The sequence below is a fragment of the Rossellomorea aquimaris genome (assembly GCF_008180865.1).
In the GTDB taxonomy this organism is placed as follows: Bacteria; Bacillota; Bacilli; order Bacillales; family Bacillaceae_B; genus Rossellomorea; species Rossellomorea yichunensis.
The window spans coordinates 278,126-294,307 of the sequence record NZ_VTEX01000004.1 but is presented as its reverse complement, the minus strand read 5'-3'; the positions used below and the strand labels follow the sequence as shown (position 1 = coordinate 294,307).

Annotated in this window: 16 protein-coding genes; 11 read left to right on the top strand and 5 right to left on the bottom strand. The window is 39.4% G+C overall.

The features are described from left to right. Positions 1-246: 246 nt before the first annotated feature. Together FZC88_RS16870 and FZC88_RS16865 are read left to right on the top strand one after the other, a co-directional pair. The gene (locus tag FZC88_RS16870; RefSeq protein ID WP_148969704.1) at positions 247-1,554 is read left to right on the top strand and encodes a DEAD/DEAH box helicase; all 1,308 of its coding nucleotides are present in this window, start codon (positions 247-249) and stop codon (positions 1,552-1,554) included. Between the two features lie 69 nt (positions 1,555-1,623). Next, positions 1,624-2,517 (top strand): deoxyribonuclease IV, encoded by an 894-nt coding sequence (locus tag FZC88_RS16865; protein WP_148995742.1) that lies wholly within the window; start codon positions 1,624-1,626, stop codon positions 2,515-2,517. 56 nt (positions 2,518-2,573) lie between these two features. Here the strand turns inward: FZC88_RS16865 and FZC88_RS16860 are convergent, their stop codons facing one another. Then, the gene (locus FZC88_RS16860) at positions 2,574-2,828 is read right to left on the bottom strand and encodes a DUF2624 domain-containing protein (protein ID WP_148969702.1); all 255 of its coding nucleotides are present in this window, start codon (positions 2,826-2,828) and stop codon (positions 2,574-2,576) included. Positions 2,829-2,918: 90 nt separating this feature from the next. On the opposite strand from FZC88_RS16860, the gene FZC88_RS16855 reads away from it, so the two are divergent. The 5 genes from FZC88_RS16855 (at position 2,919) to FZC88_RS16835 (ending at position 7,017) form a co-directional block, all read left to right on the top strand. Continuing rightward, a complete protein-coding gene (locus FZC88_RS16855; RefSeq protein WP_148995741.1) occupies positions 2,919-3,800 on the top strand; it encodes a YitT family protein in 882 nt (293 codons plus the stop codon). A gap of 151 nt (positions 3,801-3,951) precedes the next feature. Continuing rightward, positions 3,952-4,728 carry a metal ABC transporter ATP-binding protein gene (locus FZC88_RS16850; protein ID WP_148969700.1) on the top strand — a complete coding sequence of 259 codons (777 nt, stop codon included), beginning with the start codon at positions 3,952-3,954 and terminating at the stop codon, positions 4,726-4,728. Positions 4,729-4,746: 18 nt separating this feature from the next. Beyond that, positions 4,747-5,604 carry a metal ABC transporter permease gene (locus tag FZC88_RS16845; RefSeq protein WP_148969699.1) on the top strand — a complete coding sequence of 286 codons (858 nt, stop codon included), beginning with the start codon at positions 4,747-4,749 and terminating at the stop codon, positions 5,602-5,604. Positions 5,605-5,607: 3 nt separating this feature from the next. Further along, a complete protein-coding gene (locus FZC88_RS16840; RefSeq protein ID WP_148995740.1) occupies positions 5,608-6,024 on the top strand; it encodes a Fur family transcriptional regulator in 417 nt (138 codons plus the stop codon). Positions 6,025-6,657: 633 nt separating this feature from the next. Beyond that, complete coding sequence (locus tag FZC88_RS16835) at positions 6,658-7,017, top strand: DUF1499 domain-containing protein (protein WP_148995739.1); 360 nt, start codon at positions 6,658-6,660, stop codon at positions 7,015-7,017. 39 nt (positions 7,018-7,056) lie between these two features. Here the strand turns inward: FZC88_RS16835 and FZC88_RS16830 are convergent, their stop codons facing one another. Next, positions 7,057-7,626, bottom strand: a complete 570-nt coding sequence (locus tag FZC88_RS16830) for a hypothetical protein (RefSeq protein WP_148969696.1) — start codon at positions 7,624-7,626, stop codon at positions 7,057-7,059. A gap of 675 nt (positions 7,627-8,301) precedes the next feature. On the opposite strand from FZC88_RS16830, the gene FZC88_RS16825 reads away from it, so the two are divergent. Further along, entirely contained in the window at positions 8,302-8,682 is a 381-nt protein-coding gene (locus FZC88_RS16825) for a DUF4190 domain-containing protein (protein ID WP_148969695.1), read from the top strand. An 84-nt stretch (positions 8,683-8,766) separates the two neighbouring features. Here the strand turns inward: FZC88_RS16825 and ispG are convergent, their stop codons facing one another. Beyond that, positions 8,767-9,870: a flavodoxin-dependent (E)-4-hydroxy-3-methylbut-2-enyl-diphosphate synthase gene (gene ispG / locus FZC88_RS16820; RefSeq protein ID WP_187443688.1), complete on the bottom strand. Its 1,104-nt coding sequence runs from the start codon at positions 9,868-9,870 to the stop codon at positions 8,767-8,769. Between the two features lie 125 nt (positions 9,871-9,995). Further along, the gene (locus tag FZC88_RS16815; RefSeq protein WP_148995738.1) at positions 9,996-10,358 is read right to left on the bottom strand and encodes a hypothetical protein; all 363 of its coding nucleotides are present in this window, start codon (positions 10,356-10,358) and stop codon (positions 9,996-9,998) included. 56 nt (positions 10,359-10,414) lie between these two features. On the opposite strand from FZC88_RS16815, the gene FZC88_RS16810 reads away from it, so the two are divergent. After that, a complete protein-coding gene (locus FZC88_RS16810; RefSeq protein WP_187443672.1) occupies positions 10,415-11,602 on the top strand; it encodes an MFS transporter in 1,188 nt (395 codons plus the stop codon). Positions 11,603-11,682: 80 nt separating this feature from the next. Further along, complete coding sequence (locus FZC88_RS16805; protein WP_187443671.1) at positions 11,683-13,422, top strand: methyl-accepting chemotaxis protein; 1,740 nt, start codon at positions 11,683-11,685, stop codon at positions 13,420-13,422. 76 nt (positions 13,423-13,498) lie between these two features. Here the strand turns inward: FZC88_RS16805 and FZC88_RS16800 are convergent, their stop codons facing one another. Next, positions 13,499-14,269: a DUF1189 domain-containing protein gene (locus FZC88_RS16800; protein WP_148995735.1), complete on the bottom strand. Its 771-nt coding sequence runs from the start codon at positions 14,267-14,269 to the stop codon at positions 13,499-13,501. 245 nt (positions 14,270-14,514) lie between these two features. On the opposite strand from FZC88_RS16800, the gene FZC88_RS16795 reads away from it, so the two are divergent. After that, positions 14,515-16,143 carry a Na/Pi cotransporter family protein gene (locus tag FZC88_RS16795; protein ID WP_148995734.1) on the top strand — a complete coding sequence of 543 codons (1,629 nt, stop codon included), beginning with the start codon at positions 14,515-14,517 and terminating at the stop codon, positions 16,141-16,143. Positions 16,144-16,182: the final 39 nt, after the last annotated feature.

Here is a 16,182-nt window from a genome sequence, read left to right as displayed (position 1 = left end):
TATTCATACAATATCATCTCAAATTAAAATAAGTATGAACTAGATGTTTTGCCAAAAAAATATTATAATGGTTAGATGTTCTTTAAATATGACGCTTACTAAACTGTTACGTTAAGATAAAATCACTCGTGTTGATAAAGTGATCCGTAAATTTTATATATATCTATGGTGATGATGTGTACGAGAGACATCCATCCCGATGACAGCGTAAATAAAAGGATATTTTGATAAAAGGAGATGTAAAGAATGAAAAAGAATTTATTTCTACAATTCGGATTCCAGTCTTTCATTAATGAAGCTGTAGAAGAACTGGGTTTCTATGAACCAACAGAAATTCAAAAAAAAATGATCCCACTGATTTTAAAAGGTCAGAGTGCGATAGGTCAATCCCAGACAGGAACGGGAAAAACACATTCATATCTATTGCCGATCATTGAGAAGGTGACTGCAGATTCTGAACAGGTACAGGCAGTTATTACCGCACCGACCCGAGAACTTGCACAACAGATTTATCAAGAAGTACTAAAGATCACGAAGGATAGCAACATTGTTTCCCGCTGCTTTATTGGTGGAACGGACAAGCAGAGAACGATTGAGAAATTAAAACACCAGCCTCATATTGTGGTTGGTACTCCCGGCCGGATCAATGATTTAGTGAAGGATCAAGCCTTATTTGTTCATACTGCCAGTTTACTGGTGATTGATGAAGCGGATCTGATGCTTGATATGGGATTCATTGAAGACGTGGATCAGATTGCAGCTAAGATGCCAGAAAAATTACAAATGCTTGTATTCTCTGCGACGATTCCAGAGAAACTGAAGCCATTCTTGAAAAAGTATATGGAAAATCCACAATATGCACATGTTGAGCCCGAGCAGCTATCGGCAAAGAATATCCAACATGTGATCGTCCCTCTGAAGAGTCGCGATAAAATCAACCTGCTGTACAATATCTTAGTGGAAATTAATCCATATTTAGGTATTGTCTTCACCAATACAAAACAAAAAGCAGATGAAGTAGCGGATGCTCTAATTGCAAAAGGATTAAAGGTTGGACGGATTCACGGAGATCTTTCTCCACGTGAACGTAAGAAAATGATGAAACAAATCAGAAACCTGGATTATCAGTACATCGTAGCGACAGATTTAGCGGCAAGAGGGATTGATATTGAAGGTGTGAGTCATATCATTAACTTCGAACTGCCACAAGATCTCGATTTCTATGTTCATCGCTCCGGGCGGACGGCACGTGCAGGAAACAGTGGTATTGCATACACCATTTATACACCATCCGATGAAGATGCATTGAATCGTCTGGAGAAACTCGGAATCAGCTTTGCTCATCATGACATTAAAAAAGGGGAATGGTCTGAGTTACCACCCCTTAACAAACGTAAGAACCGTCAAAAAACGAATGTTGATGAGATTGATGAAAAAGCAAAATCAATGGTTCGAAAACCAAAAACAGTTAAGCCGGGCTATAAGAAGAAAATGAAATACAAAATGGATCAAATCAAAAAGCGGGAAAGAAGAATCAAAAACAGAAATAAATAAATGTTCTAACGTGATTCATTTGTACACATTCGATACAATATAGAGAGATTTTCTTAGGAGTTGAGAAGAATGGTTAAGATTGGATCCCATGTTTCAATGAGTGGTAAAAAAATGCTATTAGCTTCCAGTGAGGAAGCCGTTTCTTATGGAGCGAATACATTTATGATTTATACAGGTGCACCTCAAAATACGAGAAGAAAAAAGATCGAAGACTTAAATATTGAAGCGGGTATCGCTCACATGAAAGAAAATGGGATAGAGGACATAGTTGTTCATGCTCCCTATATCATCAACATAGGAAATACGACGAACCCTGCTACATTTGAATTGGGTGTCAATTTCCTCCGTTCTGAAATCGAGCGCACAGAAGCTCTGGGAGCGGGGCAGATTGTGCTTCACCCGGGTGCTCACGTAGGTGCAGGAGCTGATAAGGGAATCGATAAGATCATAGAAGGTCTGAATGAAGTGTTAACAAAAGACCATAAAGTGCAAATTGCATTGGAAACAATGGCAGGGAAGGGTTCTGAATGTGGAAGATCTTTTGAGGAATTAGCTCAAATCATCAATGGAGTAGAACTGAATGACCGCCTTTCTGTTTGCTTCGATACTTGTCATACCCATGATGCAGGATATAATATTGTGGAAGATTTCGATGGAGTCTTGGAAGAATTCGATAAGATTGTCGGAATTGATCGCTTAAAGGTTCTACACATTAACGATAGTAAGAATGAACGTGGAGCCAGTAAAGATCGCCATGAAAATCTTGGATTCGGACATATCGGATTTAAAGCACTGAACTATATTGTTCATCATCCACAACTGAAAGAGGTACCTAAGATTCTGGAAACACCATATGTAGGGGAAGATAAGAAAAATAAAAAACCTCCTTACAAGTTCGAAATTGATATGCTGCGTAGTCAAACATTCGATGAAGATGTATTAACCAAAATACTGAATCAATAAAAAAAGGCAATAGAGGAGGTCATCTCTCATCAATAGGGACGCCTCCTCTTCTTTTACTATCTGATGAGCTGCAAAAAGAGTTGGTTGATTTCCTTTGCCTTGGAAGGACCTATGATCCTGGCTAAGTCCTTCACCAATTTACTGCGTTTCTTGTCATCAAAAATATTGATGTTCTTTCCTTTAACACTGGCGACGATGCTTGTTGCCTGCTGGGACGTCAAAGAAATGTTATATTGATTGGCGTACTTTAATAATTCTTCATTTGTGATATTGTTGATTTTGTGATTAATCACGTTTTGTAATAACTTCATGTTTATCACTCCTCAACAGATACATATGTAACTCGTGTTCAGAAAGTGACATTTTTATAAGAAAATAAAGTGAAAGGAAAGGAATTGCCGATGACCCAAAGAGTACATAAAAAAGAAAGTCCCCTTCATTTTATTTACCGATTGATCTTTATAACGATTGGAGCAGCCTTAGCTGCAATATCCATTGAGTTGTTCCTTGTTCCAAATAATATCATCGATGGTGGAATAATTGGTGTTTCGCTGATATTGGATTATCTAGTTTCAGACACCATTCCATTTGTAAACTTTGCGACCCTGCTTGTTCTCCTTAATCTCCCATTCATGTATTACGGGTATAAACATATCGGGAAAACCTTTGTCGTTTCTTCTCTGTTTGCCATTATCGCACTGGCAGGTATTGAAAGCCTTTTACACCATATTGATCCGTTTGTAACAGAGAAAGTGTTAGCCACTGTCTTTGGAGGATTGACTCTTGGAGTTGGGGTCGGCCTGGTGATACGCCATGGTGGATCTCTGGATGGAACTGAAATCCTGGGTATCCTTTTAACGAAGAAGCTTCCGTTTTCAGTGGGGGAGTTTGTTATGTTCATCAATATTTTCATTTTCGGCTGGGCAGCATTTGTCTTCGGACTTGAAGAAGCAATGTATTCCGTTATGACCTACTATATAGCCTTTAAGACGATTGATACGGTGATTCAGGGAATGGATGAGACGAAGGCTGTAATCATTGTTTCTGACCATTACCTTGATGTATCCGACGCAATCCTAAAGAGACTTGGCAGGGGAACAACGATGTTAAAGGGTCGTGGAGGATACACCGATAATGATAAAGAGGTCATTTATGTCGTGGTCACCAGACTTGAAGTAACAAAGTTGAAATCCATCGTTTCTGATGTGGATCCCAATGCCTTCATTACGATTATGAGTACACAGGAAACAAAGGGTGCACGATTTAAGTCTGCGATTCATTGATGCAGCATACCAATAAAGGACTGCTCACTCAAATTGAGCAGTCCTTTTATATGGTATTGGGGCATGAATGATTTACAATTGTGCACTCATCATGTATACTACCCTATGTACTTTTAAATCGTAATGATTCTTATAAAGAGAGATGATTAAAATGGATACTACAAATCCCATTATAAAAATAGAAGATGTGAATTTCAGATATGAGCGGGAAAGAGTGCTCGAAGATATTAACCTAAGCATTCCGAGAGGGGCATTCCTTGGGATTGTCGGACCTAACGGTTCAGGTAAATCCACATTACTAAAGCTTGTTCTTGGCCTTTTACGAGTAAAACAAGGAAATATTGAGCTATTTGGGATCCCCCAGCATAAATTCAAACAATGGGATCGCATAGGGTTTGTTTCCCAGAAGGCCAATAGCTTCAATACAGGCTTTCCAGCCACGGTATATGAGGTGGTGGCGAGCGGATTAGCGAAAAAAGCAGGCTTGTTCAAGAGGATTTCATCTAAATACAAACAAGATGTTTATAGTGCCATAGAATCAGTTGGAATGAGTCAATTCGCTAAACGTAACATTGGAGAATTATCAGGTGGACAACAGCAAAGGGTGTTCATTGCCCGGGCCCTCGTCAGCCAGCCTGATGTATTGATTCTAGATGAGCCGACAGTTGGGGTGGACAGTCAAAACGTCCAAAACTTCTATGATATGTTAGAAACCTTAAATAAAGATTTAGGGATTACTCTCGTACTTGTCACTCATGATATAGGATCGATTTCGAACAAAGTGACTCATGTCGCTTGTTTAAATAAACATTTACATTTCCATGGCAAAACAGAAGAGTTTGAGAAGCTAAAGGAAAATCAGCTTTCCTCTTTTTATGGTCATGATGTACATTTTTTAAATCATGAACATGAACATCATCATTCATGATCGATTGGAGGGAAGACAATGCTACAAGCTATTTTTCAATATGAATTTCTACAAAATGCTTTTCTAACGGGGATTCTCATTGGAATCATCGCCCCCTTATTAGGAGCATTCATCGTCGTAAGGAGGCTTTCTTTAATTGCGGATGCCTTGAGTCACGTCACTCTGTCAGGTATTGCAGCGAGCCTGTATTTAAGTAAAACAATGCCTGCTTTTTCGGGATTGAATCCACTCTACTTTGGAATGGTATTCTCTGTCATGGGCTCATTGTTCATAGAACGTTTGCGTATGTTATACAAGCATTATCAGGAGCTTGCGATACCGATCATCCTATCTGGAGGAATCGGGATAGGGGTCATCTTCATTTCGCTGGCAGACGGTTTTAATACAGATTTATTTAGTTATTTGTTTGGAAGTGTCAGCGCAGTCAGCAGAGGAGATTTGTATCTGATTGGAGGAATCAGCGTTCTTGTCATAGGCGTGATTTTCCTGCTTTATAAAGAATTGTTTCTTCTATCCTTTGATGAAGACCATGCAAAGGCATCAGGTATCCCTGCTAAGGCGATACACTTTATCTTTATGGTCATGGTGGCACTTGTGATTGCCGCTTCCATGCGCATCGTCGGGATCCTGCTCGTTTCGTCTCTGATGACATTACCGGTTGCTGCAAGTATAAGAATTGCCAATGGATTTAAACAAACGATAGGGTTTTCACTGTTATTCGGTGAAATTTCTGTTATTGTTGGATTGATCAGTGCCTTCTATTTGAATCTTGCACCAGGTGGTACGATTGTCATGACGGCTATTTTAATCCTTCTCATTACAATTGTGATTAAAAAAATCAGATCATCGAGTCATTCTTCTAAAGTTGAGGTGTAGAAAATGAATGTAACGGAAGCAATGGACCTGTTAAAATCAAAAGGATATAAGCATACAGGAAAACGGGAGCAATTATTAGAATTGTTCTCCAGCTCTAATAAATATTTGACGGCCAGGGATGTTTTGGAAAATATGAAAGCTGATTACCCGGGGCTCAGTTTTGATACAATCTACCGTAATTTGAGCTTGTTTGTTGAACTTGAAATCTTGGAAGAGACTGAACTCTCAGGGGAAAGACATTTTCGATTTACATGCGAAAGTCATCACCATCATCATCACTTCATTTGTATGGATTGTGGTAAAACGAAAGAAATTCATACATGTCCAATGGAAGCATTACAAGAAAATTTAACGGACACAGGATATAATATATCCGGTCATAAATTCGAAATTTATGGCAAATGTCCTCAATGTCAATAGAGAGATCCTTTTTAGGGTCTCTTTTTTCTTGGCTCCTTTCGAAAAGTTTGTTGTTTTATTACTAAGATCTGCTTGTTGCTCTGTCAACAAGTGAGTGCTTAGATGGTGAGGGGAACCGCTTCGCTTTCCGCGGACGTTCGGCCGAGCCTCCTCAGCTTCGCTTCCGGGGTCTCGGCACGCCCTTACTTCCGCAGGAGTCTACGCAGTTCCCCTCACCATCTTTAAGAGGTTTTCGTGACAGAGCTAAAAGGTGTCAAAAAACTAACTAAATTGGAAAACAGCCTTTTTAAATAAATTTTACGCCTTTATAGAACCCTGAGGCTTGATTGATAATTGAAATAATTATTTTTTGTATTAGCACAGAGTGGATTGTAGCGGAAGGCACTTGACTCCTGCGGGAAATAGAGGAAAGGTCGAGACCCCACAGACGGAACGTCGAGGAGGCTCGACTTCCTCCCCGCGGAAAGCAAGTGCCTGGAGCGGAAAGGAACGGTCAATGTTTTCACACTACCACTCATGATAAATTTGTTTTTCTTGGAAGTCTTTTTCTTTTACTAAAATGTCCAAAGTTTAAGTAAAGGTAAAAGAGGGGAAAAATGCATTATACGGAAGAAATTGAGAGGAGATGCAGCCATGGAAACAGTGCCTTTTACTCACTGCCCGACGAATAAAAAAAACTGTGTGAGCACAATTGATCTCACATCATATCATCGAATAGCACCGCTTCCCATCAGTGGAAGCACAGAGGATACGAAGGAGAGAATACGTAGTACCCTAAGCAAGTTCAATCATGTAGAGATCAAGGAAGAGAAGTCACATTATGTGCATGTGGTTTTCACATCAAAATGGTTGAAATTCAAGGATGACCTGGAACTCTATATTGATGAAAGTACACATCTTCTACATATCAAGTCAGGTTCACGACTCGGATATTATGATTTTAAAGTGAATCGGAAGCGGGTGGAACAATTTAAAGATGTATTTAATATTTAATAAGTAATGGGAAAGCCTCTTTTGATTAGAGGCTTATTCTTATGATTCATTTCGAAGCCAGGTTTGAACCCAGGAGTTCGCTTCCTGCCAGTCATTTACGCGAATGACTCCATTAGGGATCGGTTGTTGATTGTATGGTGTGTTAAATAACAGAACGGGAATCGATAGTTCTTCAGAAATCGCTACTGCATTATCATGTTTATCCTCAAAGAAAATATCGACACCGTGTTTTTTTGCTGTTGAAATTTTGTCATGTGAGCCAATTAATTCGATGTGATGATACATCAAATCCTGGGTGTTGAACCATTCTTTAGTTAATTGGATGAGATCGGATCTTCTTGCACTTATGAAATAAAGCTCATGTATTTCTTTCCATTGATCCAATATTTTCTTTGCGCCAGGAGCAAGGGGAGATTCTTTGTAAATGGTTGGTTCCGCTTCCTTAAACCACTTCCCGAACGTTTGAGGTGAAATATTCAGGACTTCCGTCAGTTCGTATTGGGTGATGTCTTGTAAGGTTAAATTTAACTTAAAATAATCATTTATGTGAGGCAGTAAAGATTCAGGTGACGTAACTGTCCCATCAATATCGATTCCAAAACGTTTCATTCTTTATCATGCTCCTCTTTATAAAAACTCCTTCAAGTTTATCACATTTCTGACCAGTAGATAAACGATGTTTTCAAAAGACTCTTTTCGAAAAGATTGTTGTCTTTTAACATAATTTCTGATTTGGCTCTGTCCATTAGTGTGTGATGGATGGTGAGGGGAACTGCTTCGCTTGTAGCTAGCGTGTGGCCAAGCCTCCTCAGCTTCGCTTCCGGGGTCTCGGCACGCCCGTACTTCCGCAGGAGTCTACGCAGTTCCCCTCACCATCTTTAAGAGGTTTTCGTGACAGAGCTAAAGGTGTTAAAAAACGATCTAATTAGTAAAAAGGTTTCTTCTCCAATAGGAGATAAATTCTACTCACCTCAAAAGAGATTGTTTGCTAAAAGGTTTTGATTTTATTTATTTCTTTTAAAAGAAACCCGCTTAGAAAGTTGATTGAAGCGGAAGGAGGCTCGACTCCAGCCCCGCGGAAAGCGAGCATCCTGGAGCGGAAATCAACTACTACTTTCTTCCTTAAAATCGCAACAAACTTTATGAAAAGTAGCCTTTCAAAAGCAATAAATGGTTTTAAAAGTGAAAATAAGCTAACAAAAATGACAAACATTAGCATAGTAAAAAAAGCGGAGTGACACACAATAAGAAGGCTCCCAAACACAGAAAGTGAGGGATTGCTGTATGAATGATGAACGACGCGAATTAAACAGCGTTGATCGAAATCTACAAGATATCGACGTGTATTACGACAATCCGGAAACAGATGTGAGTAAAGAATACCGTGAAGAAACAGCAGCAGAAATTGCTGCTCCAATGAGTGTAAGCCGCGACTTTGAAGAGGATACCGCCGAAGATACGACAACATCAGGTCGTGTATTGGGTTACTCTGCACTTGCTCTATCCATTCTTTCCTTATTTATTCTCCCTGTAATCATGGGTGCTGCGGGGATTGTACTTGGATTTGTGGCAAGAAGACGAGGAGCAGAAATGCTCGGTGCCTGGGCAATCGGAATTGGGGCCGTATCGATAATTATCGGATTATTTGTACTGCCGTTCTTTTAAGAATATTGCTTTTTCTTGAAATTGGGAGCATTTCAAGAAATAAAAAAAGAGGACTGATCAAAGATCAGTCCTCTTTACATGCATTTAGACTTCTTGTTCTTTCTTTTCTGCTTCTTGCTGTGCAAAATATTCTTCTGCGATCTTGTCGATTTCTTTCTTTAATTCCTCAACCATCGTCTCTTCAGGAACTTTCCGGACAGTCTTACCTTTTCGGAATAACAGTCCTTCACCACGAGCCCCGGCAATGCCGATATCGGCTTCTCTGGCTTCACCTGGTCCATTTACTGCACATCCAAGGACAGCGACTTTGATTGGTGCTTTAATGGTGGAAATGTATTCTTCCACTTCATTGGCTATTGAAATTAAGTCGATTTCAATACGTCCGCATGTCGGACATGAGATTAAAGTAGCAGCGTTTGAAGCTAATCCAAACGACTTTAATAGTTCTCTTGCTACCTTCACTTCTTCAACAGGGTCAGCACTTAAGGAAATACGCAGTGTATTACCAATGCCAAGACTTAGAATCGCCCCTAGCCCTGCTGCACTCTTTACTGTTCCTGCAAATAATGTACCTGATTCAGTGATTCCAAGGTGAAGCGGGTAATCAAATGCTTTAGCCGCTTTCGTGTATGCTTCGATGGCCAAGTTTACATCAGATGCCTTCATGGAAACGATTATGTCATGAAAATCTAAATCTTCCAGGATCTTGATGTGATGGAGGGCACTTTCTACCATACCGTCAGCAGTTGGGTATCCGTACTTTTCAAGAATTTTTCTTTCCAAACTTCCGGCATTTACCCCGATTCGAATGGGGATCCCTTTTTCTTTCGCTGCTTTGACAACTGCTTCCACTTTTTCACGGCGACCGATATTTCCTGGATTGATCCGGATTTTATCGGCTCCGCCTTCAATGGCTTTTAAGGCTAGTTTATAGTCAAAATGTATATCGACAACAAGTGGAATATTAATCTGTTTCTTAATATCAGCTATCGCGTCTGCTGCACGTTCATCTGGACAAGCTACACGGACAACCTGACAACCTGCTTCTTCTAGACGGTGAATCTCTTTAACCGTTGCTTCAACATCATGTGTCTTTGTAGTAGTCATACTTTGAATAACAAGTTCATTGTTACCGCCAATAGTTAAATCTCCGACTTTGACCGGACGTGTCTTTGAACGATGTATAATTTCACTCAAGTGTAATTCGCTCCTTTAGAAAGGTTCTAAAAACATTCATTATAAAGTAATACGAAGCTATTGTAACAGTGTTTTGTGTAAAATGACAAGAAATAGGTGTATTTTGCATGCCTGGATCATTGATAATTCGGTATCTTGTAGGTTTTCCCAATTTGAATCTTTGCAGGCGGCACATCATTTAATTCCTCGAAATCAGTTATCACACGTTCGATGGGAACAGGTATAGAATCATCAAGAAGATCTTCTACAAGACTTAAGACTGTATCACCGGGCTTTACCTCCATTTCCACGTAAGGTATGGATGAGGAGGCTTCCCCAGCAGTTTCCTGTGGTGCGGTCGGAGACGATTGATTAACCTGTGGCTGGGCGGTTGCGGCAGTGGATTCTTTATAAAGCAGACTTAAGGTTCCCTTATTTAAATCATAATAGACACTATAAAGTAGAATGATAATACCAAAGAAAATAGCCATTCTTTTCATATATACTTTCCTCCCGGGTTTTTAGAATGAATATGACTATAAAGGGGTTACGAATCATGACGAATAAGCTTCTCCAACTGGTAATCGGATTACTGCCCATATTAATGGTACTGGGAAATTCTATGCTTATTCCCATTCTCCCGAGTATTGAAGCGGATTTACATTTGAATAGCAGCTGGTCTGGTTTTATCTTAAGCTCATTCACCATACCTGCAGCAGTGGTGATTCCGTTTGTGGGGATGTTGTCGGATCGCTTTGGTCGTATACGATTAATCATTGTTTCACTATGGATAATGATTCTGGGAAGTGTACTTTGTGTTGTGAGCGGAGAAGTGAATGAACCTGTTAGTCTCTTCATGATCGGCCGAGGATTACAAGGTGTGGGTGCCGCTGGAACGACACCTCTGGCCATGGCGTTGATCGGTGACATATTTCAGGGACAGGAGCGCTCAAGGATGTTAGGCTCGTTAGAAGTGTTTAATGGGATAGGTAAGGTAGTCGCACCACTTACTGGTGCTACACTCGCTATCCTGGTCCATTGGAATCATGCATTTTGGGTGTTTCCTGTTTTGTGCGTGGTGATATTAATAGGACTCAGAGAAACGGTTGAAACGAAAGAGGGTTATCACAAGGCTGATAAAAAGAACCTGTACTCCATCTTTATTTCAAAGGGACGCTTATTATTTCCACTATATGCGATTGGAGGGATAGGCTTATTTTTATTATTCGGCATTCTCTTCTTCCTTTCCTACCATATTGAAAATACTTTTCATATTGATGGCTTTTTCAAGGGATTTACATTTATCTTTCCACTTGGTGCGATGACCATTAGCTCTTACTGGTGTGGGGGGAGGTTAAAGGCGGATGAGGAACTGGGGTGGACGTATATGAAATGTGGGTTGTTAATGATGTCGGTCCCATTAGGCTTTCTGATCTTTTTTTCATCATTGGGGTTTTTGATGTTCTTTATTACAGTAAGCTTTGGGGGATTGGGCTTGATGCTGCCGGTCATTAATACCTTTATTACTGGAAGTGTATCAGAGAATGAAAGGGGATTTATTGTCAGTATTTATGGAGCTGTGAGGTTCGGTGGGGTTGCACTTGGACCTATTGCTTACAACCTTTGGAAAGACGATGTGTTGGAAATGTATTTGATCACCTTTGCATTTTCCCTTCTTAACTTGATGTTATTTATACTTGTGTCCAAGCGTAGGGAGGGGGTCTTTCGGCCTAAAATTCAATAATCCTTTACACAAGCTTTACACTTCCTTCATCTTTCTTTGAGAAAATGAAATGTGGAAAGATTAGGGAAGGGTGTATGAATTTGTCGAAAATATTGAACCTCTTAAGAGAATGGCCTCAGCGGATTAAAAGGGTTCTAAAAAGGAAAATGACTGTTCCTTTTTCCAAGAGTTTGACATTAAAGAATCGATTATTGATCGTCATTTTACTCCTGGTTGTCATTACTGGCTCTACGATTGGAGGGATATCTTATTTAAAGTCAAAACAGGCTACGATTCATCTAATGGAACAGCGTTTGGATCGTGAAGTGACCTCGATGAGTGATATTGCACAAAGCTTGATGCTCATTTATGTCGGTAAACAGGAACAATTTGAGAAAAAACTGAATGATGTGATCAAGAAACAGGATACAGCGTTGATCCAAGATAATATTGAAGCACAATTCTATTTTATTAAAGATTCTGAAGCTGTACCATTTTCAGTTAGTAAAGATTCTGGATTGCAATTTGGGAAACCTCTTATAGAAGAAATCGAAGAACTTGAAAAGGGGACCATCGAAACAACCATCGAGGGGGAAACCTATACGATGGCTTTTCATTCGATTCAAGAGCTGCAAGGTGAATATGTGATCGTAGTCCCTCAGGAAGAGTATATGCAAGACATTCGGTCGATGGCTGCCTATACACTGGTTATGATTGGTCTTAGCGTGGGGGTTGCCTTTATCATTGTCTTATTATTTGTGAACCGGTTGACCTCCCCGATCGCTCAATTGCGCGAATCGATGAAAAAAATAAGGGATGGTGATCTGGCTTCCAACATACCTGTCGAAACGACGATGCCGGAAATCGTTTCCCTTCAAAAGAGTTTTGATTCGATGGTAGTGAAAATGAAAGACTTAATACATAATATTCATCAAACAACAGACAGTTTAGCATCTACAGGTATACAGCTTCAAACCTCTTCATCTGAATTATTGAAAGAAAATGAGTATATGGTAGAAACGGTACGAATGGTGAAAGGGGGGGCAGAAGAAACGGCAGGTACTTCCGAAGTAAGTGTCAACCACTTCCAAGAAATGAATATGACCGTAAAATCCATATTTATGAAAATGAATTCTGTCTTTGAGAAAACAAAGGATATGAATGAATCTGCGGGTGACGGAGAGTACAAGGTTGATAAAATGGTTGGGGGGTTGAACAGGGTATCCGGAGACTTCAAGCAAATGAATAAGATCATTCAAGAAGTCCATGATCAATCATCCTCCATCGTCACAGTGATTTCCTTGATTAATCAAATTGCTGAACAAACGAAACTCCTCGCCCTCAATGCTGCGATTGAAGCCGCAAGGGCCGGTGAATCCGGTCGTGGATTTGCAGTTGTCGCCAATGAAGTGAAGAAGCTTGCAGATCAATCATCAGTTGCTACGAAGAATATAAGTGAAACCATTCATATTATGGAGTCAATCACGTTAAAAGCTTCAAGGCAATTCGATCAATTTTTCAAAGAGTTTCAGTACTACGTATCAGAAGCCACTGATACACGAGAATCGTTTGATCTGTTGAAAAATGAAATAGATGGTGTTACGACGGATTTACAAAATATGAAGGCGGATTTGGGCTATTTAGAAATATCTCTCCCTAAGGTTGAGGCTTCAACAGAGGCGTTTTCTTCCGTTTCACAAGAAACGTTAGCGGGAACGGAGCAGATGCTTGCTGCCTTTGAAGAGCAGCACGAAAAGGTTAGGAATACCCATGAAGTAGGAGAAAAGCTATTGAATGCTTCTAACCAACTAAAGGAATTAAGCAGGCAATTCAAGTTATAGGGATGGAGCTGAATAGTTCCTATAAAAAATGACGTAAAAGGGAAATCCCTGTCTCCGGGTGAGACAGGGATTTTAATTATGCCCGGATCCTCTTTTGGGGGATCTCTTTCACGACTAAGTAAAGAATGACGGTGATTACAAACCAATCCAATATCGGGGCTGCAGGAATATAGGTTTGCAGCATTTCCATTAGGGTAAAAAATAACGTGGAAACCGTCGCTGAATAGGCGGTGATCCGAAAGCTTTGCCGGTAGTTAACATTTCGCTTAAGAACATTGGCAAACGTAACACCGATTATGGCGAAGAGCGTGATCTTCAAGAACGTCATTCCGGAAGTGAATAAGTAGAGAAAAAATAACGCTACGGGAAGGAGAATCCATTTCATATCTATTAACGAATCTAATAGATCAATTAAGCCATCCTTTGTAAGAGCTGTATCGCCGAATAAACTATAGGAAGAAGATTGGACATTCCCTTGATTGATGACTACGAAACTCTTTTCCAAAAAGGCTATCGCATCGTTTGCGTCAAGATTTTCTTCCTTGAGTTCGCCTGTACTGTCGAAGATGATAGTAATGCCATCCTTTTCTAATGTGATCGGTTCTGATTGATCGGAAGATAACGAACCATTTTCGATTGTAAAGGATGGAAATTCAGCTTCAACTGATTCTCTTACATTGTCGATGGCACTGGTTGCAAACGAAATAAACTGTACAGCCACTGGTAAAATAGATATTAGTGCCAGTAAGAAAACGTAACGTATCGTCTTGCCAATTCCCTGAAAGCGGAATGTTGCAATGTCTTTTGGGGAATAGATACTTTTATACAATTGTTGAAATACATTCATTTATACTCTTTCTCCTTTCGTGCATACCCTTTCTATTTTATGCTTGTCTTTCTTTTGCATCAAGTATAGAGAATATAATCAATTTAGAATGATTATATTCTGTAACGAATTTGTAATAAAAAGCGAGTTTTATTAACCTATTGTAAATTTAGAGTAAAAAGTATTTACCTTTGCTCTATAATATATTAAAAATGATATGGGGTTTTTGTTGTTTAATGTCGAAAATTTAAGTAGGGGTTGAAAAAATGGAATTAAATTGGCAAGAGATGTTGTTTCAGTTTTTTGGAGGACTCGGGATTTTCCTCTTTGGTATAAAGTATATGGGGGACGGACTTCAAAAAACAGCTGGTGAACGTTTGAAAGAGATTCTTGACAAGTTCACGACCAACCCGTTTATGGGTGTACTTGCTGGTATTTTTGTAACAGTCCTGCTGCAAACAAGTAGTGGTACGACGGTTATTGTTGTAGGTCTGGTAAGCGCAGGTTTTATGACCCTAAAGCAAGCTATCGGGGTTATAATGGGTGCCAACATTGGTACTACAGTAACCGCATTTATTATTGGAATCGATATTGGTGAATATGCATTACCAATCATTGCAGTAGGAACCATTATGTTATTCTTCTTTAAGAATAAAAAAGTACACAATTTTGGACAAATGATTTTTGGTTTCGGTGCATTATTCTATGGATTGGAATTAATGGGTGGGGGAATGAAACCTTTACGTTCTCTAGAAGCTTTTCATGATTTAACGGTTAGCATGAGTTCAAACCCTATTCTTGGTGTAGTAATTGGAACTCTATTTACTGTTATTGTTCAAAGTTCATCTGCCACAATTGGTATCCTTCAGGAACTCTATGCTTCAGATCTGATTGATATCAATGCAGCTTTACCTGTATTGTTCGGTGATAATATAGGTACAACCATTACTGCAGTGTTGGCTGCCTTGGGCGCATCTGTTGCAGCAAGAAGAACAGCAGCGGTCCATGTGTTATTTAATTTAATCGGTACAACCCTTTTCTTAATCATATTACCTGTGTTTGAGAAATTCGTTTTATTTCTTCAAGCTCAGTTAAACTTAAATGAACCAATGACGATTGCGTTTGCTCACGGGACATTCAATGTAACAAACACGATTATTCAATTCCCGTTCATTGCGATCTTAGCGGTTATAGTAACAAAACTAATTCCTGGTAAGGATTCAATAGTGGATTATAACTCTAAGCACTTAGATCCAATGTTTATTGAACAATCTCCTTCTATTGCAATAGGACAAGCCAAAGAAGAGGTTCTTCGTATGGGGCAGTTTGCAATTAAAGGATTAGAAGAGACAAATGAATTTTTAAGAACGAAAAGTTCAAAAAATGCAGAAACAGCCTACCAAATCGAAGGTGCTATTAACAACCTCGATAAGAAAATTACGAATTATTTAGTGGACCTCTCTTCAGCTTCGTTATCAGAGAATGAATCAGAAAGACATTCAATCTTAATGGATACCGTACGCGACATCGAACGTGTAGGAGATCATTTTGAGAATATTGTTGAACTGATTGAATACCAACAGACCAACAAGGTTAAGATTACGGATGATGCAATGAACGACCTTGAAGTAATGTTTAATCTAACAATTGAAACAGTGGAAAAAGCGTTGAAATCTTTAGACTTGAACGATACTGAGATTGCAAGGGAAGTAGCTGAAAAAGAAGATCAGATCGATAAGATGGAAAGAAAGCTTCGCAAACAGCATATTCTTCGTATGAACGAAGGAAAATGCTCTGGACAAGCAGGAATCGTGTTTGTTGATATCGTCAGTAACCTAGAACGTATCGGTGATCATGCTGTCAATATCGCTGAAGCAGTATTGGGTGTAGAATAATACAAGTGCTGGCTCATTTGAAATTTGTCAAATGGGTCA

What these genes read in the sequence shown, in the direction of transcription:
- FZC88_RS16835 (WP_148995739.1), top strand. Translation starts at nt 6,658, where the DNA reads ATGGAAACAGTGCCTTTTACTCACTGCCCGACGAATAAAAAAAACTGT.
- FZC88_RS16855 (WP_148995741.1), top strand. Translation starts at nt 2,919, where the DNA reads ATGACCCAAAGAGTACATAAAAAAGAAAGTCCCCTTCATTTTATTTAC.
- FZC88_RS16870 (WP_148969704.1), top strand. Translation starts at nt 247, where the DNA reads ATGAAAAAGAATTTATTTCTACAATTCGGATTCCAGTCTTTCATTAAT.
- FZC88_RS16800 (WP_148995735.1), bottom strand. Translation starts at nt 14,269, where the DNA reads ATGAATGTATTTCAACAATTGTATAAAAGTATCTATTCCCCAAAAGAC.
- FZC88_RS16830 (WP_148969696.1), bottom strand. Translation starts at nt 7,626, where the DNA reads ATGAAACGTTTTGGAATCGATATTGATGGGACAGTTACGTCACCTGAA.
- FZC88_RS16860 (WP_148969702.1), bottom strand. Translation starts at nt 2,828, where the DNA reads ATGAAGTTATTACAAAACGTGATTAATCACAAAATCAACAATATCACA.
- FZC88_RS16815 (WP_148995738.1), bottom strand. Translation starts at nt 10,358, where the DNA reads ATGAAAAGAATGGCTATTTTCTTTGGTATTATCATTCTACTTTATAGT.
- FZC88_RS16825 (WP_148969695.1), top strand. Translation starts at nt 8,302, where the DNA reads ATGAATGATGAACGACGCGAATTAAACAGCGTTGATCGAAATCTACAA.
- FZC88_RS16795 (WP_148995734.1), top strand. Translation starts at nt 14,515, where the DNA reads ATGGAATTAAATTGGCAAGAGATGTTGTTTCAGTTTTTTGGAGGACTC.
- FZC88_RS16840 (WP_148995740.1), top strand. Translation starts at nt 5,608, where the DNA reads ATGAATGTAACGGAAGCAATGGACCTGTTAAAATCAAAAGGATATAAG.
- FZC88_RS16850 (WP_148969700.1), top strand. Translation starts at nt 3,952, where the DNA reads ATGGATACTACAAATCCCATTATAAAAATAGAAGATGTGAATTTCAGA.
- FZC88_RS16845 (WP_148969699.1), top strand. Translation starts at nt 4,747, where the DNA reads ATGCTACAAGCTATTTTTCAATATGAATTTCTACAAAATGCTTTTCTA.
- FZC88_RS16810 (WP_187443672.1), top strand. Translation starts at nt 10,415, where the DNA reads ATGACGAATAAGCTTCTCCAACTGGTAATCGGATTACTGCCCATATTA.
- FZC88_RS16865 (WP_148995742.1), top strand. Translation starts at nt 1,624, where the DNA reads ATGGTTAAGATTGGATCCCATGTTTCAATGAGTGGTAAAAAAATGCTA.